The sequence below is a fragment of the Ruegeria sp. BHSA163 genome, from assembly GCF_059613365.1.
The window spans coordinates 1-25,744 of sequence record NZ_JBXWSJ010000061.1 but is presented as its reverse complement, the minus strand read 5'-3'; the positions used below and the strand labels follow the sequence as shown (position 1 = coordinate 25,744).

The 25,744-nt window shown below is 52.0% G+C and carries 31 protein-coding genes and 1 tRNA gene; 17 read left to right on the top strand and 15 right to left on the bottom strand.

Annotated features, from left to right (window positions below; genetic code table 11):
* On the top strand, positions 1-252 hold a 252-nt coding region (locus tag AC2FNV_RS20275; protein WP_496774253.1), incomplete at its 5' end, for a D-alanyl-D-alanine carboxypeptidase.
* 35 nt (positions 253-287) lie between these two features.
* Here the strand turns inward: AC2FNV_RS20275 and AC2FNV_RS20270 are convergent.
* Together AC2FNV_RS20270 and AC2FNV_RS20265 are read right to left on the bottom strand one after the other, a co-directional pair.
* Positions 288-710, bottom strand: a complete 423-nt coding sequence (locus AC2FNV_RS20270; protein WP_170475176.1) for a tellurite resistance TerB family protein — start codon at positions 708-710, stop codon at positions 288-290.
* A gap of 84 nt (positions 711-794) precedes the next feature.
* Positions 795-2,546 carry an adenylate/guanylate cyclase domain-containing protein gene (locus tag AC2FNV_RS20265; protein ID WP_496774250.1) on the bottom strand — a complete coding sequence of 584 codons (1,752 nt, stop codon included), beginning with the start codon at positions 2,544-2,546 and terminating at the stop codon, positions 795-797.
* 173 nt (positions 2,547-2,719) lie between these two features.
* On the opposite strand from AC2FNV_RS20265, the gene AC2FNV_RS20260 reads away from it, so the two are divergent.
* The 3 genes from AC2FNV_RS20260 (at position 2,720) to AC2FNV_RS20250 (ending at position 7,166) form a co-directional block, all read left to right on the top strand.
* Positions 2,720-4,294, top strand: a complete 1,575-nt coding sequence (locus AC2FNV_RS20260) for a lysine--tRNA ligase (protein ID WP_170610869.1) — start codon at positions 2,720-2,722, stop codon at positions 4,292-4,294.
* Positions 4,295-4,342: 48 nt separating this feature from the next.
* The gene (locus AC2FNV_RS20255; protein WP_170475185.1) at positions 4,343-4,744 is read left to right on the top strand and encodes a DUF4864 domain-containing protein; all 402 of its coding nucleotides are present in this window, start codon (positions 4,343-4,345) and stop codon (positions 4,742-4,744) included.
* 136 nt (positions 4,745-4,880) lie between these two features.
* A complete protein-coding gene (locus AC2FNV_RS20250) occupies positions 4,881-7,166 on the top strand; it encodes a glycosyl hydrolase family 28-related protein (protein ID WP_496774248.1) in 2,286 nt (761 codons plus the stop codon).
* Positions 7,167-7,211: 45 nt separating this feature from the next.
* Here AC2FNV_RS20250 and AC2FNV_RS20245 read toward each other — a convergent pair whose 3' ends face one another.
* Positions 7,212-7,877, bottom strand: a complete 666-nt coding sequence (locus AC2FNV_RS20245) for a hypothetical protein (RefSeq protein WP_496774246.1) — start codon at positions 7,875-7,877, stop codon at positions 7,212-7,214.
* Positions 7,878-8,021: 144 nt separating this feature from the next.
* Between AC2FNV_RS20245 and AC2FNV_RS20240 the strand changes: the two genes are divergently transcribed.
* Both AC2FNV_RS20240 and AC2FNV_RS20235 read left to right on the top strand, forming a co-directional pair.
* Positions 8,022-8,339: an antibiotic biosynthesis monooxygenase family protein gene (locus AC2FNV_RS20240; RefSeq protein ID WP_170475227.1), complete on the top strand. Its 318-nt coding sequence runs from the start codon at positions 8,022-8,024 to the stop codon at positions 8,337-8,339.
* 74 nt (positions 8,340-8,413) lie between these two features.
* Entirely contained in the window at positions 8,414-8,821 is a 408-nt protein-coding gene (locus AC2FNV_RS20235; protein WP_170606127.1) for a universal stress protein, read from the top strand.
* Here AC2FNV_RS20235 and AC2FNV_RS20230 read toward each other — a convergent pair.
* Positions 8,814-9,314: a HugZ family pyridoxamine 5'-phosphate oxidase gene (locus tag AC2FNV_RS20230; RefSeq protein WP_496774243.1), complete on the bottom strand. Its 501-nt coding sequence runs from the start codon at positions 9,312-9,314 to the stop codon at positions 8,814-8,816. The two genes, AC2FNV_RS20235 and AC2FNV_RS20230, sit on opposite strands and share 8 nt — an antisense overlap.
* A 73-nt stretch (positions 9,315-9,387) precedes the next feature.
* Between AC2FNV_RS20230 and AC2FNV_RS20225 the strand changes: the two genes are divergently transcribed.
* From AC2FNV_RS20225 to AC2FNV_RS20215, 3 genes are all read left to right on the top strand, one after another.
* Positions 9,388-10,050, top strand: coding sequence for an NADPH-dependent FMN reductase (locus AC2FNV_RS20225; RefSeq protein WP_254442605.1), 663 nt, complete (start codon positions 9,388-9,390; stop codon positions 10,048-10,050).
* Positions 10,051-10,142: 92 nt separating this feature from the next.
* Positions 10,143-10,529, top strand: coding sequence for an excalibur calcium-binding domain-containing protein (locus tag AC2FNV_RS20220; RefSeq protein ID WP_254442598.1), 387 nt, complete (start codon positions 10,143-10,145; stop codon positions 10,527-10,529).
* A 71-nt stretch (positions 10,530-10,600) separates the two neighbouring features.
* Complete coding sequence (locus AC2FNV_RS20215; RefSeq protein WP_170606132.1) at positions 10,601-10,954, top strand: MmcQ/YjbR family DNA-binding protein; 354 nt, start codon at positions 10,601-10,603, stop codon at positions 10,952-10,954.
* Between the two features lie 13 nt (positions 10,955-10,967).
* On the opposite strand, the gene AC2FNV_RS20210 is transcribed toward AC2FNV_RS20215, so the two are convergent.
* Positions 10,968-11,759: a formate/nitrite transporter family protein gene (locus tag AC2FNV_RS20210; RefSeq protein ID WP_170606134.1), complete on the bottom strand. Its 792-nt coding sequence runs from the start codon at positions 11,757-11,759 to the stop codon at positions 10,968-10,970.
* A 60-nt stretch (positions 11,760-11,819) separates the two neighbouring features.
* On the bottom strand, positions 11,820-12,527 hold the full coding sequence (locus AC2FNV_RS20205; RefSeq protein WP_170606136.1) for an ORF6N domain-containing protein: 708 nt from the start codon (positions 12,525-12,527) through the stop codon (positions 11,820-11,822).
* 225 nt (positions 12,528-12,752) lie between these two features.
* Between AC2FNV_RS20205 and AC2FNV_RS20200 the strand changes: the two genes are divergently transcribed.
* A complete protein-coding gene (locus AC2FNV_RS20200) occupies positions 12,753-13,043 on the top strand; it encodes an antibiotic biosynthesis monooxygenase family protein (RefSeq protein WP_170475239.1) in 291 nt (96 codons plus the stop codon).
* Between the two features lie 143 nt (positions 13,044-13,186).
* On the opposite strand, the gene AC2FNV_RS20195 is transcribed toward AC2FNV_RS20200, so the two are convergent.
* The 4 genes from AC2FNV_RS20195 to AC2FNV_RS20180 all read right to left on the bottom strand — a co-directional run bounded on the left by AC2FNV_RS20195 (position 13,187) and on the right by AC2FNV_RS20180 (position 17,336).
* Entirely contained in the window at positions 13,187-13,615 is a 429-nt protein-coding gene (locus AC2FNV_RS20195) for a hypothetical protein (RefSeq protein ID WP_170606138.1), read from the bottom strand.
* Between the two features lie 332 nt (positions 13,616-13,947).
* Positions 13,948-14,424 carry a Pycsar system effector family protein gene (locus AC2FNV_RS20190; protein WP_170606140.1) on the bottom strand — a complete coding sequence of 159 codons (477 nt, stop codon included), beginning with the start codon at positions 14,422-14,424 and terminating at the stop codon, positions 13,948-13,950.
* 173 nt (positions 14,425-14,597) lie between these two features.
* Positions 14,598-16,784 carry an excinuclease ABC subunit UvrB gene (gene uvrB, locus AC2FNV_RS20185; protein WP_170606141.1) on the bottom strand — a complete coding sequence of 729 codons (2,187 nt, stop codon included), beginning with the start codon at positions 16,782-16,784 and terminating at the stop codon, positions 14,598-14,600.
* 231 nt (positions 16,785-17,015) lie between these two features.
* On the bottom strand, positions 17,016-17,336 hold the full coding sequence (locus tag AC2FNV_RS20180; protein WP_170606143.1) for an SRPBCC family protein: 321 nt from the start codon (positions 17,334-17,336) through the stop codon (positions 17,016-17,018).
* Positions 17,337-17,512: 176 nt separating this feature from the next.
* On the opposite strand from AC2FNV_RS20180, the gene AC2FNV_RS20175 reads away from it, so the two are divergent.
* The 3 genes from AC2FNV_RS20175 to AC2FNV_RS20165 all read left to right on the top strand — a co-directional run bounded on the left by AC2FNV_RS20175 (position 17,513) and on the right by AC2FNV_RS20165 (position 18,399).
* Positions 17,513-17,824: an ETC complex I subunit gene (locus AC2FNV_RS20175; protein WP_170606145.1), complete on the top strand. Its 312-nt coding sequence runs from the start codon at positions 17,513-17,515 to the stop codon at positions 17,822-17,824.
* Complete coding sequence (locus tag AC2FNV_RS20170; RefSeq protein WP_170606147.1) at positions 17,825-18,301, top strand: GNAT family N-acetyltransferase; 477 nt, start codon at positions 17,825-17,827, stop codon at positions 18,299-18,301.
* Positions 18,302-18,322: 21 nt separating this feature from the next.
* A tRNA-Arg gene (locus tag AC2FNV_RS20165) sits at positions 18,323-18,399 on the top strand.
* 176 nt (positions 18,400-18,575) lie between these two features.
* On the opposite strand, the gene AC2FNV_RS20160 is transcribed toward AC2FNV_RS20165, so the two are convergent.
* The 4 genes from AC2FNV_RS20160 to AC2FNV_RS20145 form a co-directional block, all read right to left on the bottom strand.
* Positions 18,576-19,166: a tetratricopeptide repeat protein gene (locus AC2FNV_RS20160; RefSeq protein ID WP_170606149.1), complete on the bottom strand. Its 591-nt coding sequence runs from the start codon at positions 19,164-19,166 to the stop codon at positions 18,576-18,578.
* Positions 19,167-19,293: 127 nt separating this feature from the next.
* Entirely contained in the window at positions 19,294-19,656 is a 363-nt protein-coding gene (locus AC2FNV_RS20155; RefSeq protein ID WP_170606151.1) for a hypothetical protein, read from the bottom strand.
* A 249-nt stretch (positions 19,657-19,905) separates the two neighbouring features.
* Complete coding sequence (locus AC2FNV_RS20150; protein WP_170606153.1) at positions 19,906-20,172, bottom strand: hypothetical protein; 267 nt, start codon at positions 20,170-20,172, stop codon at positions 19,906-19,908.
* A 542-nt stretch (positions 20,173-20,714) separates the two neighbouring features.
* Positions 20,715-20,924 (bottom strand): hypothetical protein, encoded by a 210-nt coding sequence (locus AC2FNV_RS20145; protein WP_170606155.1) that lies wholly within the window; start codon positions 20,922-20,924, stop codon positions 20,715-20,717.
* A gap of 1,011 nt (positions 20,925-21,935) precedes the next feature.
* On the opposite strand from AC2FNV_RS20145, the gene AC2FNV_RS20140 reads away from it, so the two are divergent.
* The 4 genes from AC2FNV_RS20140 (at position 21,936) to AC2FNV_RS20125 (ending at position 25,375) form a co-directional block, all read left to right on the top strand.
* On the top strand, positions 21,936-22,664 hold the full coding sequence (locus AC2FNV_RS20140) for an SDR family NAD(P)-dependent oxidoreductase (protein ID WP_170606157.1): 729 nt from the start codon (positions 21,936-21,938) through the stop codon (positions 22,662-22,664).
* The gene (locus AC2FNV_RS20135) at positions 22,661-23,395 is read left to right on the top strand and encodes an SDR family NAD(P)-dependent oxidoreductase (RefSeq protein WP_496774236.1); all 735 of its coding nucleotides are present in this window, start codon (positions 22,661-22,663) and stop codon (positions 23,393-23,395) included. Before AC2FNV_RS20140 ends, AC2FNV_RS20135 begins: the two co-directional genes overlap by 4 nt.
* A 238-nt stretch (positions 23,396-23,633) precedes the next feature.
* Positions 23,634-24,260: a dioxygenase family protein gene (locus AC2FNV_RS20130; protein WP_217362382.1), complete on the top strand. Its 627-nt coding sequence runs from the start codon at positions 23,634-23,636 to the stop codon at positions 24,258-24,260.
* Positions 24,261-24,580: 320 nt separating this feature from the next.
* Positions 24,581-25,375, top strand: coding sequence for an inositol monophosphatase family protein (locus tag AC2FNV_RS20125; RefSeq protein ID WP_170606161.1), 795 nt, complete (start codon positions 24,581-24,583; stop codon positions 25,373-25,375).
* A 1-nt stretch (position 25,376) separates the two neighbouring features.
* Here AC2FNV_RS20125 and AC2FNV_RS20120 read toward each other — a convergent pair.
* Positions 25,377-25,744: histidine phosphatase family protein (locus tag AC2FNV_RS20120; protein WP_496774235.1), on the bottom strand; the 368-nt coding region annotated here is incomplete at its 5' end.

Below are 25,744 nucleotides of genomic sequence, written 5' to 3'. Positions count from 1 at the left end.
GTTAAAAACCACCCGATCAAGGTGGATGCGAAGACAGGAACACTAAATTTTGTCTCAGGCTTGGGCGGTTTCCTAACAACTGCCGAGGGATCCGAGCTTGCCTTTGCGATATTCACTGCAGACGTAAATCATCGAGCAACGATACCGCGCGAAAAACGCGAGCGCCCCGACGGAGCACGCAGCTGGAACCGGAGATCCCGCAAGTTGCAGCGCGCCCTGATCGAGAGATGGGGTGCGCTGTATGGCAGCTAACGTAGATGCCATTAAAGTGTGATGAGAAGTATTAATTAGACTGTGTGTCTTGCCCTTGCACCGCGTTCGATGGCCGCGGCGTGAAGCCTATCGATACTTAGCTCGTACCGGATTTCTTCTAATAACCTCAGCTCGGTTTCGGCCAGTGATCCGTCTGCAGCGGCTACGTCGCAAGCCAGCGCATATGCCGTTTCATTCAGCCTTTCGGGCAGGTTTTCCCGGATAAGGCCAAACATCGCATCCAAGCCGTCTTCTTGTTCAAATAAATCAAAGACGATCTGGCTCACGCGGCGCGTACGGTCGATATCGTAACCCGCAAAAACCGGCAACATGTTTACAGCGCCTTCGATTTTTACCAGTTCCGCAGTTCGGATTGTCTCGTCCGACGCTGAGATCGCAACCATAATCGCAACAAGGCAATCCTGCGGGGACATTGGGTGTGTAACTTGCTCGGTCATTGGATCATCCTGCTTGGGTGTAGCTGCGCGCGAACGATATGGGCGGGTGGAGGCGGGTTCAACACCTTGTTTAATGACTGAGGATCAATAAGGCACGCCCGCGTCTTTGAACTGAGCCTCGATCCGAGTGCGATCTGCGTCTTTTTCTATGAGTTTCAAGAAATTCCAGCCCGAAAGTCTGAAGTCCGGAAAGCCGGTCGTTAGCGTTTTGACAATAGCCTCCGCCTTCTCGAACTGCCCGGTGGCGTGGTAAGAGGCAGCTGCCCAGCAATATGCAGGTGGCCCCACTGGCCCGCCTCTTTCTACATTTCGCTCAAAAGCGGCAAGTGCAGCGTGGAACTGACCAGCCATGAATGCAGCATGACAGACAACATTCAGATAAGGTCCGTTCACGAAATTTGGGCTTAGTCTGAACGCGGTTTCTGCTTCTTTTTTCGACTCGTCATGATTGCCTCGCATGCCGTTGGTAACGGCATAGATCACGTGAGCGTCTGCATCGTTGGGAAGTAGACTGAGACCTTGCTTGGCTGAATCGATCGCCTCGTCAAAGCGCCTTTGGACCAATAGCGCGAGGTTAAGTGCAGTGTAGGACCAGCCAAAGGATTTATCGAGCGCGATCGCTTTGTAAGCCAATGCCTCGGCGCGGGCGCCGAGCGCATCAGGGTCGCTGTGGCCCCAAAGCGCACCAAAGCCAATTATCCAGGACAGTCCGGCGTACCCGCCGGAAAACTCAGGTGCCAATTCCACCACCTTATTGAATAGCTCGCTTGCGGCGGCCATTTTCGCGGGAATTGGTGGAAAAGGCGTTGCCTTTGCTTGCACAAACAATTCGTACGCTTCGATATTGGTCGTGTGTACCGAACTCAGGTGCTCTGTCTCTGATTTTGTCAGATTTACAGAAAGAGCGGATACTACCTCGCCACAGACCATGTCCTGAAGCTCGAAAACCTCGGCGAGCAAGCCGTCATAGCGGTCCGCCCAGATATGTCCGCCCGATTTAGCATCGATTAACTGGACATTGATTCGCACGCGCTCACCAAGTTTTCGAACACTGCCTTCGACGACGTTGGCAACACCCAGACGGCGTCCGACCGTCGGAATGTCTACCGCTTGACCCTTGAAGGCAAAAGTCGAGTTCCTGGCGACCACGAAAAGGCCTGAAACCTTGGACAGATCGGTGATCAAATCCTCGGTCAGACCATCTGCAAAATGGTCCTGATCAGGATCGCTCGACATGTTGTCGAACGGCAAAACGGCGACAGATGGCAAGTCGGGCAGTTTTAGTTCAGGTTCTGATTGGACGGGTTCCGAGCCGTTATCCCAGTGCCATAAACGGGTGGGGTTGGTAATGTTCTTTAATTTCTGTTCACCTCCATCCAACCAATCTATATCCAGCTTACCTTGAACTTGTTGGTAGGCGGCGCCTGAAATTCCTACGCCGCCAGGCGCTACTAGGGGCTCAATTCTGGCAGCCACATTTACACCGTCTCCGAAGATATCATTTTCGTCCATCACGATGTCGCCGACATGAATTCCTATGCGTAACTCAATTTGGCTGTTCCCAGGAGCAACCGCGTTGTCAGATTTTAATAAAGACTGCAGTTCGATTGCAGCCTTTACGCTTGAGACGGCCGAGGTGAACTCGATAAGAAACCCGTCGCCCATCGTTTTGACCAGCCTGCCGTCATGCTGTTTTAGGAGTGGTTCGATAACCTCAGTCCTAAGACGGCGAATAGTGTCGATAGTACCAGTTTCATCTGCGGCCATCATTCGGGAATATCCGACAACGTCCGCAGCCATTATTGCAGCCAGTTTTCTTTGGTATCCAGTCGACATTCTGTAGACCCTATCGCTCGTGTAGCCGCCCACCTAATAAAAATTTCCGTTTTGGTAGAGTTTATACGGGAAATTCCCCCCAGTTCATTGACTCATGCTGCATCCGCACAATAGGAGGGGCCGGTCCGGTTGCTTGGTGTAACCGGCGTCGTTCCCCGATGGAGACCACTAAAATGTCTGAACTGCGTGAAACCGCGATGTCGTCCAAGGCCTGGCCTTTTGAAGAGGCGCGCAGGTTGCTAAAACGGTACGGGCAGGGCGCACCGGAAAAAGGTTATGTGCTTTTCGAAACTGGATATGGTCCATCTGGCCTGCCTCACATAGGTACGTTCGGTGAGGTGGCGCGGACCACTATGGTCAAACGCGCGTTTGAAGCCTTGTCGGACATTCCGACCAAACTGATCTGTTTCTCGGACGATTTGGACGGAATGCGCAAGGTGCCAACTAACGTGCCGAACCCCGAACAATTGAAGGATTACCTTCAATGCCCGCTGACGTCGGTTCCTGATCCATTTGGCGAATATCCGAGCTTTGGCGAGCACAACAATGCGATGTTACGTCGGTTTCTCGATACCTTTGGATTCGAATATGAATTCTATTCGGCTCGCGATTTCTATCGCTCGGGCCAATTTGACAAGGTCCTGAAAACTGCGGTCGAACGCTATGACGACATCATGGCCATTATGCTCAAAAGCTTGCGGGAAGAGCGGCAGCAGACTTACTCGATTTTCCTGCCGATTCATCCCGAAACCGGACGTGTGCTTTATGTCCCGATGAAAAAGGTCTGTGCAGAAACCTATACCGTTACATTCGATGATGAGGATGGCAAGGAATGGAACCTGCCTGTAACCGGAGGCAACGTCAAACTGCAGTGGAAACCCGATTTTGGTGCGCGATGGGCGGCTCTGGGCGTGGATTTTGAGATGTATGGCAAAGAGCATGCCACGAACGAAAAAATCTATGATGCGATTTGCCGGGCTCTTGGCGGACGAGCGCCGGAACATTTTTCATACGAACTTTTTCTGGATGAAAACGGGCAGAAGATTTCAAAGTCTTCCGGCAATGGTGTGTCTATTGACGAATGGCTTACATACGCGCCGACCGAAAGTTTGGCTTACTTTATGTATCAAAAGCCAAAGACGGCCAAACGCATGCATTTCGATGTTATTCCAAAGGCCTATGATGAGTACCATCAACAATTGCGCGCCTACCCGGGGCAGGACTTGAAGGCTCAGTTGAATAACCCGGTTTGGCATATCCATGGCGGTGATGTGCCAGAGTCGACACTGATCGTGCCGTTTGCGATGCTTTTGAACCTCGCTTCAGTTTCGGGTGCTGAAGACAAAGAAGCATTGTGGGGCTTTGTCCGTCGTTATGCGCCTGCGGCAACTGCCGAAACACATCCTGATCTGGATCTCGCGGCTGGATTTGCTGTTCGCTATTTCAACGATTTTGTCAAACCGACCCGAAAGCATCGCGCGCCCACTGATCAGGAACGTGAGGCGCTTCAGGCGTTGAAGTCGGCGTTGGAAGCGTATGACGGTCCGATCGAGGATGAAGCCCTGCAATCGGTGGTTTATTCTATCGGGCGCGATCGGTTCGATCCTATGCGTGGATGGTTCACGGCCCTTTACGAGGTGCTGTTGGGCGCTTCGCAGGGCCCTCGGTTTGGCGGGTTCATCGCACTTTACGGAGTGCCTGAAACCATTGCCTTGATCGACAGAGCGCTTGCCGGGGAGTTGGTCTGATTTGACCTCTTGAGGCGCGGGGCTACTCTTTGCGCAGGAGGTAGCCCCATGCGTCGATTATTTATTGCCTTGTTCATAAGTGCCGGTCTGGCCTCGGGTGCATTCGCGCAGAATGCCGAGATTGAGGCGAATATCACCGCACAAATCCAGGCGTTCAAGGCAGATGACTTTGACACCGCATTTACCTTTGCCAGCCCAAACATCCAGCGATTGTTTCGAAATTCCGATAATTTTGGAGCGATGGTTCGCAACGGCTATCCTATGGTTTGGCGTCCTGCAGATTTGCGTTTTCTCGAATTGCGAGAAGTATCCGGATCGCTGTGGCAGAAAGTAATGATCGTGGATGGCGACGGCCGCGTTCACATCCTCGATTACCAAATGATTGAGATGGAAAATGGCTGGAAAATAAACGGCGTTCAATTGCTTGGAGCGTCGGACCCAGCGGCATAAAGCAACACCTACGTACGGTGCGATGAGCGGCGGTTAATCCCCTTGAGTTACGCAGATTGTCGTGTTCGGGCTGGACCCGGACCCATCGATTATGCCCGCGGTGACATGCCGTGGAGAAACTGGGAAAGGGATTTTTATGAACAAGGCAGTCACCGAAGGCACCGAATTCATGCCACCCGCATTTGCAGATGGCTTGGGGGTTTGGTCAAGCGGCGACGGAACACCCGGTTCACCCACGTACGATGGATCGGGGAGCGGCGCTTTTGTACCCGCTGATGCAGACTTTGCAGGGTGTCTTGAGATATTCAAAACAGAGTCCACGCAGCGGTTGCGGTATATGGGCCAAACTCAGTTGCTGCCGGGGTGCTATTTGCAAATCAAGGCACGAGTGAAGGCAATTAGTGGTCCATTACCCACAGTCCGTGTTGCAGGATGGGCCGGTGGCGCAGGCGACGCACATGTGACCGGGCTGATCGAGCAGGGCGAGGTTATACAACTACACGAGTACGGCAGAGTATATGAAGTTTCGGCGATTGTCGGAAGCGGTAGACGGCAGGGCGTCGATATGCCTTGGGGGTCAGACGCGCTGTACGGCCATTTCGGGTTGGATATCAATGGAACGAACGGCGCTGTAATCCGAGTAGACGACATTGAGATCACTGATGTTTCCAACGTGTTCTTGCGGGACATGATCGGTTTGGTTGACGTTCGCGATTTCGGTGCAATTGGTGATGGCGTGACCGACGACTCTGCAGCCTTTGCAGCGGCTGATCAGGCAGCGGATGGTCGAAAAATATACGTTCCGCAAGGAACCTATTTGCTGGAACAAAACACCACCTTGTCGGCTGACGTTGATTTTGATGGTACGGTGACAATGCCGGATGACAAGTTGTTGGTTCTGACAAAGAGTTATGACTTGCCGACCTACATATCCGCCTTCGGGGATGAAGAACTGGCATTTAAGAAAGCCTTCCAAGCCTTGCTTAATAATGCTGACCATGAATCCTTGGACCTAGGCGGAAGAAAGATCGCGGTTACCGAGCCGATTGACATGCAAGCAGCGGTACCGAACCGTACGACTTACGCGACCCGCCGCGTGGTGCGAAACGGACAATTTGATGTTAAAAGCAGTAGCGCTTGGGATACCGAGACTTTTACGTCGGTTGCAACTTACAACCCGACCGATCCGTACAAACTTTCAAACGTTGCAAACGTTGCGAATATCCCTGTCGGAGCTTTGGTCACCGGGAGCGGCGTGGGGCGCGAGATCTATGTTCGGTCAAAGAATGAAGGTGCTGGTGAAATTACTCTGAACGCCGCAATTTACGATTCGGTGGGAACTCAGACGTTTACCTTTACCGATTTCAAGTATCTGCTGGACTTCGGTGGTTTCAGTTCGTTGCAAAAATTCGGCATGGAAGGGATCGAGTTTCAGTGTAATAGCCGTTGCAGTGCAATCCGTCTTTCACCGGGTGGAAACACTTTTGTGCTTAAAGATTGCTTTGTCAGTCGCCCAAAGGATCGGGGGATCACTTCGATTGGCATCGGATGCCAGGGTATGCTGATCGATGGTTGTCAATTCCTGTCCAGCGAAGAAGACTTGGACGTAGCTGACCGTAGCTCGATTGCGGTGAACTCCAACGCCAACGACGTCAAACTGCGTCATAACCGGGCAAACCGTTTCCATCACTTTGCAGTATTAGGTGGGGATAACAATCTTGTGCTCGGCAACCACTTCTTTCAAGGCGACAGCGCATCAACCGGGGTGCGCAACGCAGGTTTGGTTCTGATTGGCGGCTACAATAGTTCATCAATTGCGGAAAATTATGTCGACAACTGTTTTATCCAGTGGACGAATGAGCGTGACGCATCGCCAAACTATAACTCAGGCTATTCATTCAGTGCGCTGAGTATCACGGATAACATATTCTACGCCAGCGATGTGGAGTCTTGGTTTAGTTTCATAGTTGTGCGTCCTTATGGCAGCGGGCACTATCTGAATGGTTTGGCCGTCACCGGAAACAAGTTTCGCACCAACGCTGGGTCAATTTCTCGGGTGGATCGGGTCGATACCACTTTTTCCGATTTGAACCCTGACAAGTATTCAGGCGTCAATTTCTCTAACAACACTTTTCATGCTGTTTCGACCCCCTGTGAAAACCCGCTTCGTTTACGGCACACCCAAAATTCCAGATCGTCTTCTTGGACGATAAGTTCTGGCGGTCAATTGCCATTCAGGGGCCGGGCCCTTGGATGTGATGCCATGGTAGCAATCGGGCCGCTACGAACACAGTTAGGTACCACGCGATACACCGCGCCTTACGTTGAACTTGAGCAAGGCTCCGATCAAAACGACATTAAGTTGCGCTGGCCAGAGTCTCTCAGCGGAGAAGTTTCGATAACAATACGGGCCGACACCTGACACTCGAACTGCGCGCCGTCCCGTTTCACTGGGGCGGCACGCTGTTTAGCGCGTATTCCACAAAGAGATTTTGAAACCTGTGCTATCTTGGTAAGAGTTCCTTTCGATCCCAATAATCCATTTGGTTTTTCCAGTTCTGGGGCGGTAGATTACCGAGGGTCTAGCGCTCCAAAAAATTGGTTGGTTTGACGTGTACGATGTCTCAATCTGGAAAAGTGGATTGAAACGTCTTTTTGAGGACAAGCCTGCTGTGAAATCGAGCTTGTGGATCAAGGCCTCGTGCGTCCGAAATTCCAGAGCCGTATCAACGGCAACCCAACCATTACCAAATTTGGTTTTTATGTTTTTGCCATATGACAAAGTGGTCTTGTACAGCGCCCAGGATTGAAACTGGCGATGGTGAACACCAACCCCGATCTCACCTGCCAGACGTCCGGCGCTCCCGAAGTCGGCGATTGGAAATCGAGCAAAGATGAGGGCTTGGCCATACAGATATTGGTGTTCTTCGGCGTCCAAACCAATTGTCAGTTTAGGGAATGCACCCCACTCCGCGTAAAGCGAAGTCTTATAATGGAAAATGTTGTCTGCCTCTTTGAACCCGGTTACTGAGGCGGCTGAAAAAACTGAACCTTTTTCGCGTAGCCACGCACCGCCCCAAACCGGCGTGCCAAGCATGACTATCAGTAACGTCGTGAAGAAGGCCCCTCGCATTCGGTGAACATCCGAAGACATGGTTAACGATTAGTTAGCAATATGTTTGTTTTGGAAAATTTGGCTTAGAGGATGATAGCCGAAGGAAACGGATGGCGATTTCAAAAGCTGTGCTAGGCTTGGGTCAATCAAAGGAGGAGCCAGATGCCCAAGATTTCAAAAAACGCATCCAGTCAGACTGTGATCACCACTTTCGAAATGACGCCCGGAACTTGCCAGGACCTTTTAGAGGCGCTGACGGACGCGTATTCGGAATTTATTTCTAAACAGCAAGGATTCATCGCGGCTGGGCTGCATGTGAATGATGCCCAAACCAGGATCGCCAATTACTCACAATGGGAACGGCGCGAAGATTTTCTGGCAATGCTGCGAACGCCGGAAATGCGTGAACGAAACCGCCAAATAAATGAGCTTTGCAAAAGTTTTGAGCCTGTCATGTACGACGTCGCAGAAACATTCTGACCATCCTGATTTGAATCAATGTGTTACTGGCCATCTCGTGCCAGTTTGCTGATATAATCACGGAGGCGCGACCCATGTACCACAACATCCTTGTCCCAATTTCATTCGACACAGAACGTGACATTTCCGGGCCCATGAAACTGGCGCAAATACTGGCCACACCCAATGCGCAGGTAACACTGTTGCACGTAGTAGAACACATCCCCGACTACGCGATCTCATACATGCCGAATGAATATATTACCGAGGCGCGGAAGGCGATTCAAACTGAACTGGACGCACTTGCATCCAAATTACCCAACGCCCAAGGGGTGGTGATCGAGGGGCATTCAGGGCGAACAATTCTGGATTGGGCAGAAACCAATAAACCCGACCTTATTATTTTGGCTTCGCATCGACCAGGTATGCAGGATCTCCTTTTGGGCTCTACAGCGACGCACGTCGTGCGTCACGCAAAATGTGCGGTGCATGTAGTTAGATAATTTGGGAAGCTTGCAAATCATCAGAGGACAGGCGCCAGGCTTTTCCAAAGCCGCCATTCAGCATGCCGTCTTCCACCTGAAAGCGGACAAATCCGAAATCGGCGAAATCGACATACAGTCGTGCCTTAGGGCGTAAGGTCAGATAGTGCTTTCTGAGGCCGTCGTGTTCAGGCACATCTTTCGGGATCAGCGTGGCAATGCAATGCAGGGTCAACCGAGGATGAACTAAAGGATCACCTTTATCGCCTGGTGAGCCGATCAAAAGGGCGCAGGACGGATTGGCCCGCATTGCCTTTGTGTGATCTGATAATGTGGAGACAAGCGAAATAGGTCGTTTTTCTAAGTCTGTGGCAAGAGCGATCCGTGAGACCGACGGTAGCAACGTTCCGACCCGCAGCACCGCGAGAGAGGCATAACTAGCGGTTGCCAGTATGTCCCGTGCTATCCTGCGTGCCTCGTCATCGGGAGACAGAAAGGGGTTGGGATTTGTCATATGGACTCTTTCAAATAGCGTTGCATGAAGTATCCATCTAACCTGCGCACGGTGCTTGGTTTATATTATTAACATGGTGGGTGCAGCTTTGAATTTTCTTGTTTTCCTTGGATCTTCCCGGAAAAGTACCCCTCCGCGCCCCGCCAGGGTGGGTGAACGCGTGGCCAGAGCCTGTGTTTCGCGGCTTAGCCAGATCGATCATGATGTAACATTGATCGACCCTTTAGAGGTTCAGACGGATCACGTCTTCAAACCTCATTTCGCGTTCGCGGAAGGGCGGGCGCCTCAAAATCTCGAGTCGCTCTCGCAAAAGATTGATGCCGCCGATGGCTATGTAATGGTCAGTCCCGAGTACAACCATTCCATGTCCCCTGCGTTATCGGGCTTGCTCAACCATTTCGGCAGTTCACTATTCTCATACAAACCAAGCGTAATTGCCACCTATTCTGCGGGCCAGTGGGGTGGGGCGCGGGCGGCTGTGAATATGCGAACCTATCTCAGCGAATTGGGGTGCCTACCGGTTTCGGCAATGATCCACGTTCCCAAGGCGCACGAGATTTTTGAACCCGATGGAAGTTACAAGGTTGATGTTTCTGCAAAAGATTGGGACGGATATCTGGGCCGTGCTTTTGGCCAATTGGTTTGGTGGGCCGAAGCCTCGGCTCGGCAACGCGATCTGGGTAGTCACCCCGGAGCTTTCAAACGAGACCCATCTCAACGCAACGCGCCTGGGTAAATTCCTTACCTTGGCCTTCAGCGGGCCTCGGGGTTGCCACATCTTCGTTTCAACAAGAATCCATGACACTAGAAGACACACAAGACGAGCCAATGAATCCTCGTTCAGCCCGAAGGCATAGACGCGCCGAACAACAGCGCAGACGGGCTTTGTCGCCCATGAGAATCCTTTTGATGGTACTGGCGCTTCCGTTGACCACAGGGATAATTGCCGTCGGAACCTACATCCGGGTAAATAATGGGGATCGCGAAAACGCTCTGGTTCATCTTGTTGCATTGGTTGGGTGCGATGCCGTGCAGGCCATCGGTTTCAATACATTCAACGAAGGTGAGCCTGGCTATCACAAGCGCAACGATCCTGATGGCGACGGAATTGCTTGCGAATTCAACAAAGCGGAACCAGTGTTATCCACCGAGCCATCACGCACCGAGGCACCCAAACAACGCATGGTTGGCAACGCGAAATTTGTTCGGCCTTAAAGACGGTCATCGTCGAGGCAGACAGGAACACTTGCTTGCCTCAAGGTTGTCGGACAGTCACAATCAGCCCTATGACCCGCGAAGAATTCAACGCTTTCTGTTCAGGCCTACAAGCCACTAACCATGTGGTGCAATGGGGAAATGCGGACGTATGGAAAGTTGGCGGTAAGGTATTCGCGATCTGCGGCTGGAATGATGGGAAGGACGCGTTCACTTTCAAAGCAACCGACCTGGCCTTTGAGGTGCTTAGAGACGAGCCCGGTATACGGCCCGCCCCTTATCTGGCGTCGCGGGGGATGAAATGGTTACAGGTTTATGAAACCTGCGGAATGAACGATAGCTTGCTGCGCGATCACATAGTGACGTCATACGATTTGGTTGTGGCCAAGCTGACCAAGAAGATGCGCGCGGAGTTACAGGTCTAGTATCAATAATTTTTCACTCTGATGAATTGCGTAGATAGGCAAAGCGATACGCCAGTGCGACACCGCCTGCACCGCCGACAATGTTACCGACGGTTACCCAAAATAAGTTGCCAAAAGCTGCTCGAAACCCGATTTCAGCACCGGACATAGCGCCCTGCGGTAGCAAGTACATATTGGCGACAGAGTGTTCGAGGCCTAACAAAACAAAGCAAGAAATCGGCCAGAGAATAGCCGTGACCTTACCGACCACTGACCTTGCCGCGAAACTTAGCCAGACGGCCAGACAGACGAGCGCGTTGCACAAAATTCCGCGTGTAAACGCCTGAGATGCAGTAAGATCAAGTTTACCGCTTGCAATCGCCGATGCTGTTGCTGCCATCGGACCATCCAGTAACCCGGTCAACGCGAATGCTTGCGCCAGCGCGATGGCGCCGATCAGGTTGCCCAAGTAGACTAGGCCCCAATTTCGCAGCAATGCCATTGTGGAAATCCTTCGATCCACCGCGGCAATGGTCATCAGGGCGTTGCCGGTGAACAGCTCGGCACCACCCACGACAACCAGAATTAAGCCCAACGAGAATACAACGCCGCCCAGAAACCGCGCAGGCCCAAACCCTGGATCTGCACCGGTCATGACTATGGTATAAGCCGCACCACCGAACCCGATGAATACTCCGGCGAGGATAGCCAACGTTAGAGTCTGGCCGATTGTCAGATGCGCCTTGGCGACCCCTGCCGTTTCGACCAGTTCGGCGATTTGGGCGGGTTTATAGGCATCTAAGCCAGTTGGATTAGAGTCTGTCATGTGAATATCATGAATGGAACTGGCGGGGCATGTATTGATCGGGATCAAGCCCGATCGGGTCTATCCTTTCATTGCGTGAAGCAACTCGATCAGTCTTTTTCTGTCGTCATCATCATTGTATTTCCCGGCAGCCAGACGCTCTGCAATGCGCAGTCTTAGGCGTTCCTGCTGTGTTTTGACTTCTTCTCCGGCGGTTTCGGCCAATGTCTTCATGATCGTTGCTACGGCTTGTTGGCGCTTGGTAGTGGGGTTGGCGATATAGTCGACAAGGCTTTGCTGACCGGAATCAAGGATGTTTTCGGCCAGGTCGCGCAGTTGTTCACCATTAGGCAGCAGCGGGGCCGGGGTATCCTCGGGCGGGAGAATTTCCTGCACGCTGCGCGAAGTCTCCGCCAGGGCATTGGCTCCGTCGACAAAGGCTTCGGTAATCATCCGTGTAATCTTGATCGCGCGTGGGTCTTTGAACAAAGCCGAAGCAATAGCTACGCCGTAATCGGAATAAACCCACGGGTTGACCCGCCGTCCACCGCGACCCTTGGGTTTTGAAATCACATTCCGTGATTGCAAATCGGCGACCTCGGCATCGGACAATTGAAAGCGGTAGCCTTCGAACAGGTCTTTGTTGCGTGAAACGGCTTGATTGAATGCCCTCACTGATTTCCCATAGAATTTCGCCAGATCCTCGGCCAACACCACGCGCGCACCGCGCACTCTGTGAATGGCTCTTTGGACTTCTTGTATGCTGGGCAGGTTCTTCGAGTTCGTCATGGCTGCCGTTTGGAATCACAATTTGTGATTTCAAACGTGAAGCAGCCTGCGCAGGGCTGCAACCATGAAGTGTGAAAAGCGCTGATGAGAAATCTCTTACGCTCGGTGGCGCCCAAGATCCGCTGGGTATCAGTTAGAGATTCAATGCCCTCGTGCTAGACTGAGCGTGGCAGAGCCATTCCGGCCACGCCATACGGCAATTTTGCCAGACGAGGGAGGAATACCATGTTTGCACGTATTACTCAGTTCAAGATGAAGCCCGGTACGCGTGAGGCGGCAACGGCCAAAATGAACGATTTGAAGTCTGAAATTATGGGCATGCCCGGCATGCATTGTTTTACAAACGTAATGAACGAAGACGGCTCGGGTTACGTTATTTCCGTTGTGGAAAGCGAAGAGACCTCGGACGCGAACGCACCCAAGGTAGCCCAACTTTGGGGCCAATTCGCCGAGTTTCTGGAAGGCCCGCCTTCACCAGTTGGGTACGATGTGATTGCGCATTGGGACAAAGGTTAAGTTATTGACCCGGGTAGGCTTCGCTTGCCCGGGTCTTTTGAACATTTCGCTGGGGCGGTCCACCACTGATCAAAGTTAGGGGCCACAACACAATTATCCCAAATTAAAACAGTAAGCTCTTTGTCGGTCTCATTTATCCAATGTTAGGACAAATGGGCCCCAGCACATTCGCGGAATATGCGAACTTGTGAAGCAGCTCCATCCAAAGGAAATTCAATTATCTGATTTTGCGTAAAGGCGTATGCACTCTGGTTGTATTCCAATCCGTCCAGTACATTGCCGAACCCTTTATCGGTCACGGTAAGGGCTGTGGCGTTTTCGGAAAGAACATGGCGCGAGGTCGCGATTTCGATGGGGGTTGGGCCTTCGAACCGCATCGCGAACCATGGCGCCTGCGCCCAATTTTCGGTCGTGCGGGTGATTGTAAGAGAGTAAAGAGGTTGAGCGGGATCGTAAGTCAAGAAAATCGTCGCTGAGTCCGTTTCATGCGAAAGGGTGCATATCTGACCAACGGTCGCCTCCCACGCAGAGGCTGGGGTGGCGAAGATCAAAAGAGAAAGAACGAAACGCATCTGATGTTACTTAGCCGCAGCAACGAAAGTGGCAAGGGCAGGCGGCGTCAGTCAACTTAGAATGGACCGTTGGTGTTCCCGGTGCCTGAGTGACGGTCCCGTCTGGTTTTCACGTGCGTTGCGCCAAATCCTTGGTCGGCTCTGCAAACCCAGTGAATGGTTCTTTTGACCTCATGAGTGCTGGTCAGGGAGTTCGGGATCGTCACAGAAACCGTTTGGGATCGCATTTTGTGATTTCAAAGGTGGAAGAGAGGGCGCTGGGCTGCAAGTTTAAAGTGTGGCGTGTTAGGAGTGAGTTTTACTTCATTGCGTGAGCGTACTGGCCCGATCTGCTAATGCGCTACCGTTCCAATCTGAGAAAAAAGAAAAAAGCAAAATACCCAGAATGCAAAAGTAAATGAATGCCAAGTAACTTTTGCGGCTTTGTTAAGTTTGGTGAAGTTTTCTGAGATGCGAATGTCGTTTTCTTCTGCTTGAGAGATTACTACTTCCAAGAAATCATCATTGTCATCAACGTGCCCTTTCCACCCTTCCCATCGGTGCCCTCTAATATGGAAACGCCTCGGCATACAGGTACTTGCGGCGACAAAGCTTGCTACAATAAATCCACCACATGAAACGTATGAAAGAAACGGAGAAGGTGTTCTCGAAGCGAGCGTGGCGAGAATTGTCGCCATTGCAGCAAGAGTACCCGCTAACGCCATGGCGCGCTGATCTGCATTCGAGGCCAAGTTGTTAATGTCCTCAAGTTGCAATTCCGTTTGCCTAAGTGCCTCTATGGCAATATTCAATTTATTGTTGTGTTCCAAAATAGAATTCTCACAGGTACAAAATGGCAAAAAAACCAGCCCCACCTCCAACACGTAGCCGTTCGGGAGCAATGAACAAAGGTACAAGCCGGCCGCAACCTACGCCGAAACCTAAGCCAACTCCACCCAAATAGCCGAAGAAGTAATCTCCCTTCCACGTGTGAAGCGGAGGACTAACGCTTCCTCCGTTTCACATTCCCACCCCTCTGCCCCGGCCTGCCAGCCGTTGACCGTCCACGCGATTTCACGGCATCTTCCGAGGCTTTCTCGACCGCCCATTGGCGCGCCATGGGGTCGTCGGCGACGGCCAGATCGACTGCCTCCAGACGTTTGATTTCATCCCGGATGTTGGCGGCCTCTTCGAATTCCAGGTTCTCGGCGGCTTTGCGCATCTGCTCGCGCAACCCGTCCAGATGCGCCTCAAGGTTGGCGCCGTGCATCGGCTTGTCGATGGTGGCGGTGACGCGGTTCATGTCGACGTCGCCTTCGTAGAGACCAGCCAGAACGTCCTCGACATTCTTCTTCACCGTCTCAGGCGTGATGCCGTGTTCCTTGTTATAGGCGACTTGCTTAGCGCGGCGGCGGTTGGTTTCGTTCAACGCACGTTCCATGCTGCCGGTGATCTTGTCGGCATACATGATCACCCGGCCATCGGCGTTCCGAGCGGCCCGGCCGATGGTCTGGATTAGCGAGGTTTCGGATCGCAAAAAGCCCTCTTTATCCGCGTCCAGAATAGCGACGAGCCCGCATTCGGGGATGTCGAGTCCCTCGCGCAGCAGGTTGATGCCGACCAGCACGTCGAACGCCCCCAGCCGCAGGTCGCGCAGGATTTCGATGCGTTCCAGTGTATCGATGTCGGAATGCATGTAACGAACCCTGATGCCCTGCTCGTGCAGGTATTCGGTCAGGTCCTCGGCCATCCGTTTGGTCAGCGTGGTGACCAACGTGCGATAGCCATTGGCAGCTACTTTTCGCACCTCATCCAGCAGGTCGTCCACCTGCATCGACACGGGGCGGATTTCCACTTCGGGATCCAGCAGACCGGTGGGGCGGATCACCTGTTCGGTGAAAACGCCACCGGACTGGTCCAATTCCCACGCTGCAGGAGTGGCCGATACAAAGACCGATTGCGGGCGCATTGCGTCCCACTCTTCGAATTTCAGAGGCCGATTGTCCATGCATGAGGGCAGGCGAAATCCATGTTCTGCCAGAGTGAACTTGCGCCGATAGTCACCCCGGTACATGCCGCCGATCTGAGGGACCGAGACGTGGGATTCGTCGGCGAATACGATTGCGTTGTCGGGTATGAATTCGAACAAGGTAGGGGGCGGTTCGCCCGGTGCGCGGCCGGTGAGGTAGCGTGAGTAATTCTCGATCCCGTTACAAACGCCGGTGGCTTCGAGCATTTCCAAATCAAAGTTGGTGCGCTGTTCCAGACGTTGGGCTTCCAGCAGTTTGCCTTCACCAACTAGTTGGTCCAGCCTTATTCGCAGTTCTTTTTTGATCCCGATAATCGCCTGCTGCATTGTGGGTTTTGGTGTCACATAGTGTGAGTTCGCATAAACCCGAATGTGCTCCATCGTGTCGGTCTTTTCGCCTGTTAGTGGGTCGAATTCAGTGATCTGTTCCAGTTCTTCCCCAAAGAATGACAGTTTCCACGCGCGGTCTTCCAAGTGAGCAGGCCATATCTCAAGTGAATCCCCGCGCACCCGGAACGAGCCGCGCTGAAAGGCCTGATCATTACGGCGATATTGCTGGGCGACCAAATCGGCCATTACCTGCCGCTGGTCGTAATCTTTTCCCACCTTTAAATCCTGGGTCATGGCCCCATAAGTTTCGACCGATCCAATACCGTAAATACAACTGACCGACGCTACGATGATTACATCGTCTCTCTCAAGCAGTGCCCGAGTGGCGGAATGGCGCATCCGGTCGATCTGCTCATTGATCTGCGATTCCTTTTCAATGTAGGTGTCGCTACGCGGCACATAGGCTTCGGGCTGGTAGTAATCATAGTAGGACACAAAGTACTCGACCGAGTTTTCGGGGAAAAAGCCTTTGAACTCTCCATAAAGTTGCGCCGCAAGCGTTTTGTTCGGGGCCAAAATGATGGCTGGGCGCTGTGTTTCCTCGATCACCTTTGCCATCGTGAATGTTTTACCTGTACCCGTCGCACCCAACAGTACCTGATCACGTTCCCCATTGGTGACGCCGCCAGCCAGCTCTTCTATCGCGCCTGGCTGATCCCCTGCAGGTGCAAATTCGGTGTGCATGACGAACTGTTTGCCGCCCTCAAGCTTTAAACGTGCACGAACCTCTTCGGCTGTCAGCTGGGTTTTGTCGGATTGGGCATATGGCATTGGCAGGCTCCGGGGTTAGCCCCTTACATTTGTTCTTATTTTGTCCAACTGCAAGACCTGATCCGGCTCTGAAACTGTACTTTCAATCATATGCATGCTGAAGGTCCGAAAGCTGGTCTGACCGGACCTTTACTGAAAGGGCATTCAAGTTGTCTTCCAGAGTTCGACCCATGTTTATTTTCAACACCGATTGCCTATTTCCCGTCCCGACTTCACGCTGTATTCCATGCTTCAGATCACCTTTGACTGTGTTGCCGAAATTGGCTCGATGGCCATCGAAGGATGTGCATCAGTCAAGGGCATTGCGGACATTTCGGAAAGTCTTTCGCGATAACCTATGTTAGGCTGCCAATCCGTTGCTCCGTGTACCAAAGAGGTTTCGGCCTCGAAATGGCAATGACGTTTTAATCCAACGCCGACTGGATCATTAGTCAAGGCATCCACGGACTTCACCTTTGGCGCGAATTCGTCGATATGCATGAACCGGCTCGAAGTGGCCCAGATCGCCTGGCGCCGGGCTCTGGTTTCCAAACTTCTTTCGAGGTGGATCATCTTAGTTTCTTCATCTTGGCGTGACGCGGTTCATAACAATCTCTAGTGACAGAATTTGACATTAGGTCGCCGGTTGGGTGCTGCTACTGCGAGATAAAGTTGCGACATTTGTCATCTTGTCCCTGCGAACTCGCTGACGCATAAACGTGCTCAGCCAGTGAGTATGGAGAGGCGGCATGCGCGCGCGAATTTTTCAACCTTCTCGGAACGCCATGACTTCGGGCATGGCAAAAACTCGGAAATGGGTGCTGGAATACGCACCTGCATCTTCGCGCGAGGTTGATCCGCTTATGGGTTGGACTTCTTCCTCGGATACGCAATCTCAGGTGCGTTTGAAATTCGACACCAAGGAAGAGGCGCTCGATTACGCAAAGGACAACGGAATTGACGCGACAGTTAGCGAACCTCATGGGCGTAAACCAAACCTTCGTCCCCGGGGATACGGCGAGAATTTCGCCACCGACCGCCGTAGCCCTTGGACCCATTAAGTGATCGAGATCCGGCCGGCTGATCCGGGTGCGGACGAGATGCGCCCTATCATTGAGGCGCATCTTGCACATAGCTGGGATGCAACGCCTCAGACCTCGAACCATACATTTGATGCTGTCGCGTTGAGTGCGCCTGGTATCCGATTCTTTGGGCTTTATGAAACAGGTAAAGCCCTTGGCTGCGGTGCGCTGAAATCCCTACCCGACGGAACCGCCGAAGTGAAATCCGTGCATATAATAGCAGACGTTCGCGGTCGTGGGTTGGCGCGAGTGATGATGAAATATCTGGCTGATCTTGCCGGATCGGAAGGGATATCTGCTTTGGTCCTTGAGACCGGAGCGGCGCATTTGCCTGAATACACTGCCGCTCGAAAGCTTTATGAAGCGTTAGGATATTCCTATTGCGGGCCGATATTTGGCTATAAAGAAGACCTCAACAGCGCCTTCATGCGCTTGGCCCTTGAACCTGGTTCATAAAAGCCGCAAGAAGGCCGCAGCGGTCCCGTAGCTCAACTGGATAGAGCAGCTGACTTCTAATCAGCAGGTTGAGGGTTCGAGTCCTTCCGGGATCGCCATTTTATCATTTAAATCAATAATTTAAATTGGGGTATTTGATTACCTCAATCTATTTTTCATCAAGGGTAACAGTAAGGGTAACAAATTCCGGAAACGGCCTCAATTTTTGAACATATTGGTATTTTTCTCGTAAGCGATCACATAAAGCTCTCGCGGTGGTATTAACGGCAAAAATTCAGTCACATCTCTTATATTTGGATGACCGGCAGGCCTTAGCACGCTTTGTCGCTTCAGAAATCTCTGAGGGTGTCATTCTGGACGAAAGTTCTTTACGAAACTGCGGAGCCCTTTTGTGTCCGTTCTCGATGGCCATTGTCCACCACATGTACGCCTTCACTTTGTTTCGTTCAACGCCATTTCCGTTGTCGTATAAGACAGCAAGATTGTTTTGGGCCGGCGCGTACCCGCGCTTGGCAGCTAGTTGATACCAAACGGCGGCCTTTGATCTGTTCTTTGGAAGACAAAGGCCAGTGTCATATGCTAAGGCTATGTTGTACTGAGCGACGCTGTGGCCATTGTTCCCAGCCTTGTTCCACCACTTTATCGCACTGGCACAATCCTTAGGTTGTCGCATAAAGTACAGCCATCCCAAATCGTATTGGGCTTGCGGATCTCCGCGCTCTGCCAAGGGCGTCCACAGCTTTACTGCTGTGGCCATATCTCCCCGTTTTGCGGCGGCAAGGCCATCTTCATAAGTTCCAGCCGTAACAGGTTCCCAGAGGAATAAAAAAAGAAGTGCTGCAGTGCTCTTGATTACCTTCTTCATTTCCACCTCCTGAGTAGAATTACTTTAAAGCGTACAAGTTGCCTTCATTGCTGCGTTCATTTTGATCAAGACAGTTGAACCGATAGCTTGTCTTAACTGCGATCACTGTAAATGTTGGTCCGCCACTTTAGCTGTCGGAGATAGCATAGGTGATTTCACCGCGTGATGTTGAGAAAGTCGCAGTATCACCCTCGATCGTGACATCCTGACATTCAGTGCCTCCCAGCCACGGAGGCGACAACAAAGTCCGGCAAAACTGCCCTTCGCGAACTTCCCAAGCCCCGCTGATGATTACTTCACCATTTGGTCCGGTGGTACCTACCAATTTCTTGTTTTCCATCACTCGAACCTCAGTATTGCCTCTGGTAAGGACTTTACCGGTAAGCGCTACTGCAAGTGGGTCTTGGGCGGCATCTGGCGTTTGTGTGTTGGTCGTACATCCTGTTATAAAGAAAATGCTTGCAAAACAGACAAACGAAAAATCTCTCATGGCTCCTCCAATGTTTTTCGCAGGTCTTTGCGCTTGATTACTGAAGTTAGCCAAAATCAGTCTGCCGGCATTGACGTATGTCAAACCAAAGCTGCGTGCTATTGCAGCAAACTCGGGGGCCAAAGTTGGGTTGCCTTCGATCCGCTGTGCCAGCCATCTGCGACTTAATTGCCATTGGTTTCCTGCTGTAAGCGGATTGAAAGGGGTGAGTTATGGTTGATAGAAGCCCAGAGGGCGGAGAAAAAAGAATTAGGGATTATGCTCGTCGAGCAGCCCAGAACCCACCAACGCAGTGGCAGCCGCTGGAAGAACCGCCCCGCTCTCAAGAGCCTGTCTCAAGCGGCCCATCCAACCCGGTCCTTCGCCGATTATACGAAGAGCATTCTGGACGTCTTCCCGCGCACCTCCGTACTGAGAACTTAAGTCTGCGTTTCGGGCAAACCGTGACTGAGCGGCTTCAGGAATGTAAGGGTTCTGATCCAGAGCAACCCTGACGTCTCCGGGAGGTTCAGCCATTAAAATTTCTCAATATATTGAATTCAATGTAAAATTTGATTTTAAGTATCCCGACGCCCCACAATTTGACCCACACCTAGACGCCGTTAACAAAGTTTGGTCCGCCCAGAAAGCATTCCCTGATGCTACGCCTTTGAAAGAGCGGCACCACTACAAAGCATGCCGCGAGTGCATATATCGATCCCATGCAACGGCGAGCTTTTATTGTTGGTATTATTGCGACGACCCTCGCAACGCCAGCTGTTGCAAAATCTAAGCGGAGACGTGGTCGCGATGACCGGTCAGAAAAACAAACACCTCGTCTCGGTAGCAATCAACGTTTTCAAATGGAACGAACCGCAAATGGTTGGCGCACTGCTGCAGTCTTGGCGTTGGGCACCATCCTAGTCTTTGACAGCGGGGAGGAGTGCCAAGTTGTGGAGGTATGGGACGGCTATTCGTGGTGTGAACCACTTTGACAAGAAAGCTTCAATCGGGCGATAGCTTTGTTAACAGCACTGTCGCTCAAGTAATCTGCTGGGCGCTACTTAAACCTGGGTCTGCTAACCTAGTTCCGATAATTTATCCTCGGCGTAGGTCGGCGCTTCACCAATATTAGTCCAGCGGCCATCTTTGACTTCATCCTCAATAACAACCGAGACGGTTTCCAAATTTTTTGGAGATACGTCATCTTCCAGCACCCATGGGCCAGCCTTCGCGCTAGCAGGTATCGCCATAGCTGCCGCTAATGCGAATGGTATTATTCTAAGCATAGTTTTGTCCTTCAAATGTGTTACCCAATATGTGGGGCCGCACACTCAAAACCGCTTTTGAATAAAAGCCATTTTTGAAGTGGAGTTGCGTTTTGCTGGCCGAAAACAACAAGCCCGCGATGCCGAGGGGCTGAACGGGTAGCTGTTCAGCCCCTCTCGTGGGGGTCATCGGAAGTGGAACTTCCCGGCTTCACTTGTGAAAACAAGAAAGTCCACGTTCCGTAAACAATCAATTTATATTGTTTCTTAAATGGAAACAAAATTATTTTGGAACCGCTCTTTCGCCACACCTAATGTGTGCAGTTCCCGTGACCGCATTTAGTCAAGCCATAGCCCTCACCATCCCTGATAGGCCAATTCCTTCAAACATTCCGCAAACGAACTGTTTCCCTGAGGTTAACAGTGAAGACATACAGTGGGTCATTGTCCGCCAAAACGATCCGCGAAACGCAGTAAATTCGATCAAACCCCAATTTCGTTTTCCGCCATTTTGAACAAGCGCTAATTTGTTCCGGTAAGTTGTAATGAGTTTTGTGTTTTATCTGAGTGTTCGGGAATTTGAGCTACACACCTGGCGCTCCGCAAAAAACCCCACGCCTCCTGTCCCTCCGAAGCGGCGGCGTGGGGTTTTTATTTTCAGCGTTGACCTGTGTGCGAACAATAGTAGAACATTTGCTATGCGCAAATGGCCACGCACAATCCCATACGACCTAAAATGCAAGCTGGAACAGCAGCAGGAATATCGCTCCAAACCTAGTTTGCAGGACCAGTGGGCGACGGTGCTTGGGTGGTTAGAGACACACGGTGTGGAACGGCTGCTTCGAGCCCAAAATACAAGATGCTGCGAAAGCTTCAAACGTCTACTTACGCATCAAATGCCGAAACCGTTCGATTGCTTATCCAGTCCAGCAAATCGCAGCGCGTCGTAGGATGTATGGTTTTGTGTCGCTGGTCTGCATGCAAGGCCACCTGCTTGTTTTAAAGTGTCCTTGATTGTGAAAGGACGCGAACATGGATGATCTGGCACAAAAGACTGCGTTAATCACTGGCGCAGGCGGAGGTATTGGCAAGGCAATTGTTGTTGCTTTTCGCGCGTTGGGTGTGACGGTCGCCGGTGCAGACTTGCGCGACTGCGAAGCCGACCACGTTCTCGTCGGCGACCTGACAGATCCTTCGTTTTGCGACAACCTTCCGCAGACGGCAGCCGATCGCATGGGCAAGCTGGATATACTGGTCAATAACGCGGGAATAATCACAAGGGGCAAAATCACGGATGCCACGGATCAAGATTTCGCACTCTCGATGGCTATCAATGTTGAAGCTCCATTTCGTCTATGTCGCGCGGCCATTCCGATCATGGCGAACGCAGGAGGCGGAGCAATTGTCAATACAGCTTCATGTTGGGGAGTGCATCCGGGCCCTAACCATCCGGTTTATGTGATGTCAAAGGCGGCAGTTGCGTCTTTGACTCAGTGTCTCGGCATGGATCACGCGCACCAGAACATTCGTGTGAATGCAGTCTGCCCAAATGAAGTGAACTCGCCGATGATCCGAAGTGGCTTTGAGACTCGGGGTCTTGATCCGGACAAAGCCATAAATGAACTAAACGCCTCAGTCCCACTGGGTCGGATTGCCGAACCGGAAGACATTGCTGACGTCGTGACCTTCCTTGCCTCTGATCAGGCTCGGTACATTTGCGGGGCACTGATCGAAGTAAACGGCGGAAAGCCGGTGCAATGACCAATTGGTCCGAAAAGGTTGCTCTTGTCACAGGAGGTCGCAGCGGCATCGGTGCGGCGATCTCGGCCAAGCTTGCATCCCTTGGTGTGACGGTTGTAACGGCACAACGCGGTGAAGACCGTGTTCATCCATATGTATCCGCAAACTTCCTGAATCCTTCCGAGCCTGTGCACGTCATTCATGACGTGATCAAGATGGCTGGTGGTTTGGATATTCTAGTGAACAACGCGGGGATAATGCGCGAAGGAACGGTATTGGAAACCTCAGATGTTGACTGGGCGGAAACGTTGCACGTGAACCTCACCGTTCCATTCATGCTCATCAAACACGCGCTTCCGCATTTGACCAAACGACGCGGTTCAATCGTGAACATCGGTTCAATTGAGGGTTTGGGATCAAACCCCCGCCATCCCGCTTATTGTGCTTCAAAAGGCGGCATCCATGCGCTGACGCGCGCCGTAGCGGTTGATCACGGCGGCGATGGCGTAAGGTGCAACGCAATTGCTCCAGGCTGGATCGATACCGACCTAAACACTGCTTTCATCGAAAGTCTTGGGGATCCCGAGAGCTTCAAAGCTTCCCTCGGCGACATTCATCCGGTTGGTCGGACAGGAACGCCGGGTGAAATCGCCGGACTTGCCGCTTGGCTCGCCTCAGACGAAGCCAGCTTTGTGACCGGGCAAGTCTGGACAGTCGATGGTGGCAGAACTAGCAAGTTGAATCTCCCCTAACAACCGGCTACACCGCGGCCAAAGCCGACATTCGCCAAATCGCATCGAACGACCGCTTCGACCGCAAGGCAGACGTCCATGGAATTTTGCCGAATGACCGCAACGAGCCCATTTTGAATATTGCCGTCACCTCGTAAAAGAGCACTTGAACCGCACAAGGCAGACATCGAGGTGAAGCGTGCTATGTAATGTATAATGCAGTAAGTCTTAGAGCATTCTCACACGGGAAGGGACTGCCGTGAAGCCGTATGAAAAGTCTCGCCGTAATCTTTTAGGTGGCATAGCAGGCCTTTTTGGCGCCAGTACATTAAGTACAAAGGCCGCTGCGGCTGTGCTGACACCAGGCGCCGCAGAAGGACCGTATTATCCAACACCGGCCATGCGAACGCCAGACATAGACAATGACCTCGTCAGGATCAGGGGACGTGTTGAAGAAGCCGGTGGCGAAGTCTTCACGCTACGTGGGGCACTCACTGGCGCCGAAGGACAACCCCTAACCAGACATCGCATTGAAATTTGGCAATGCGACCTTGACGGCAACTATATGCACCCGCGAGACCGCCGTAGCGTCAATTTTGACCGGGCTTTCCAAGGCTTTGGTCATGACGTAACTGATAATGACGGTAATTACGTTTTCCGAACGATCAAGCCGACAATCTACCCCGGACGCACACCCCACATACATGTAAAGGTGTTTGATGGCCGTCGAGAGTTGTTGACGACACAGTTTTACATCAAAGGCCATCCAAACAACGCCAGCGATGCGTTGTTTAGCCGTATGTCTAAGGTTGAGGCCAACGCAGTGTCCATGGAATTTGTACAGGGTGCGACTGGATTTGAAGCAACCGTCAATGTTGTCGTCTAGTGGGTTGGTATTAGTACGCAACGTTTGGTTTTGAAGGTCAGCTTTTGGCTGCGACCCCTTATTGCTGCAGAAAAATCGAACGGTGGTAAAGTCCGCGCAGCAGACATTCACTGAATTCTGCCGAACGTCTGCACCGAGCCCAAAGCTGAAATTCATAGCATTAGCAACGATCACTCGCTGCGCACCTAAGATCCGCCCTTGCCTAGAGTGAAACAGCTGTTCAGCATTCTTAGAACAAGTTTCCATTCGCTACAGTGGCACAATCGAGCCCGATCATCTATTGTTTGCGAAAAAGGCAGTGCTCAGAAACGGTTTCGACGATGAATGACATCCAAGAACGACGAAAATTCGCTATTGCTGTCGCCGCGGAAGCAGGTGCCCTCGCGTTATCCTACTTCACCAATCGTGACAATTTGGTTGTCGATCAGAAGGGCGCTCAGGACTGGGTCAGCGAAGCGGATCGTAATGTCGAGACGTTCATTAGGCAAAAGATCAGCGAAGCTTACCCCGAAGATGGGGTCTTTGGAGAAGAGCACGAGGCAAAGAGAGGCTTAAGTGGTTTTGATTGGGTGATCGACCCGATTGACGGAACAACAAACTTCATCCACGGCATACCCGCCTGGACGATTGTGTTGGCAGTTGTTTCGGATGGTAGTACACAGGTTGGCGTCATCCACGAACCAAATGTCGACGAAACCTATGTCGCTACCAAGGCCGCAGGCGCGACTTTAAACGGGCAGCCGATGCGTGTTGCATCAGATGTCGAGTTGGCATGCGGAACCATTGCTGTCGGCTATTCTAATCGGGTTGAAGCAACCAATGTCGTTCCAGTCATTGCAGCGCTCGTCGAAAAAGGAGCGCTCTATCATCGCAATGCCAGTGGCGCACTGTCATTGGCTTACGTTGCTGCTGGACGGTTGTTGGGCTATGTCGAAGAGCACATGAACGCTTGGGATTGTCTTGCCGGCCAGTTGATGGTTGCAGAAGCGGGTGGGTTGGTCGAGGATCAAGACGCAAAAAAAATGATCCGGGTGGGCGGTCGTGTTATTGCTGGACCACCCAAGGTTTTCGAGACGCTGATAGCCATTTGCGATGAGGCTTGGGGTATTGACTAAACTAGGTGATTGAGCGCCAACTGAAGTCAGGGCGGAGGTTTTCTAGATCAGCGCTCCAATAGTGACCCTGACCGGGTTGATCAAATCGACGATCGATTTTCTCGCCTGAGAGGTGGCACCAAAGAAGCGTTCCGACCGCACCATGCGTCACTAAGCCGAGGTCTTTGCAATCGTGAACCTTAACGATTGACGTCACTGCTTCAACTATTCTTTTCTGCGCTGCGTTTGCAGTTTCCCAACCCCGAAAGCTTGACCCCGGTGCGGCAAAAAACGCATCCGCAGCCGCTTCGAACTGACCGATTGGCAAAAATCCAGTCGCACTGCGATCGTTCTCGCCCAAGCGATGATCGGAATTCGGCTTTAGATTAT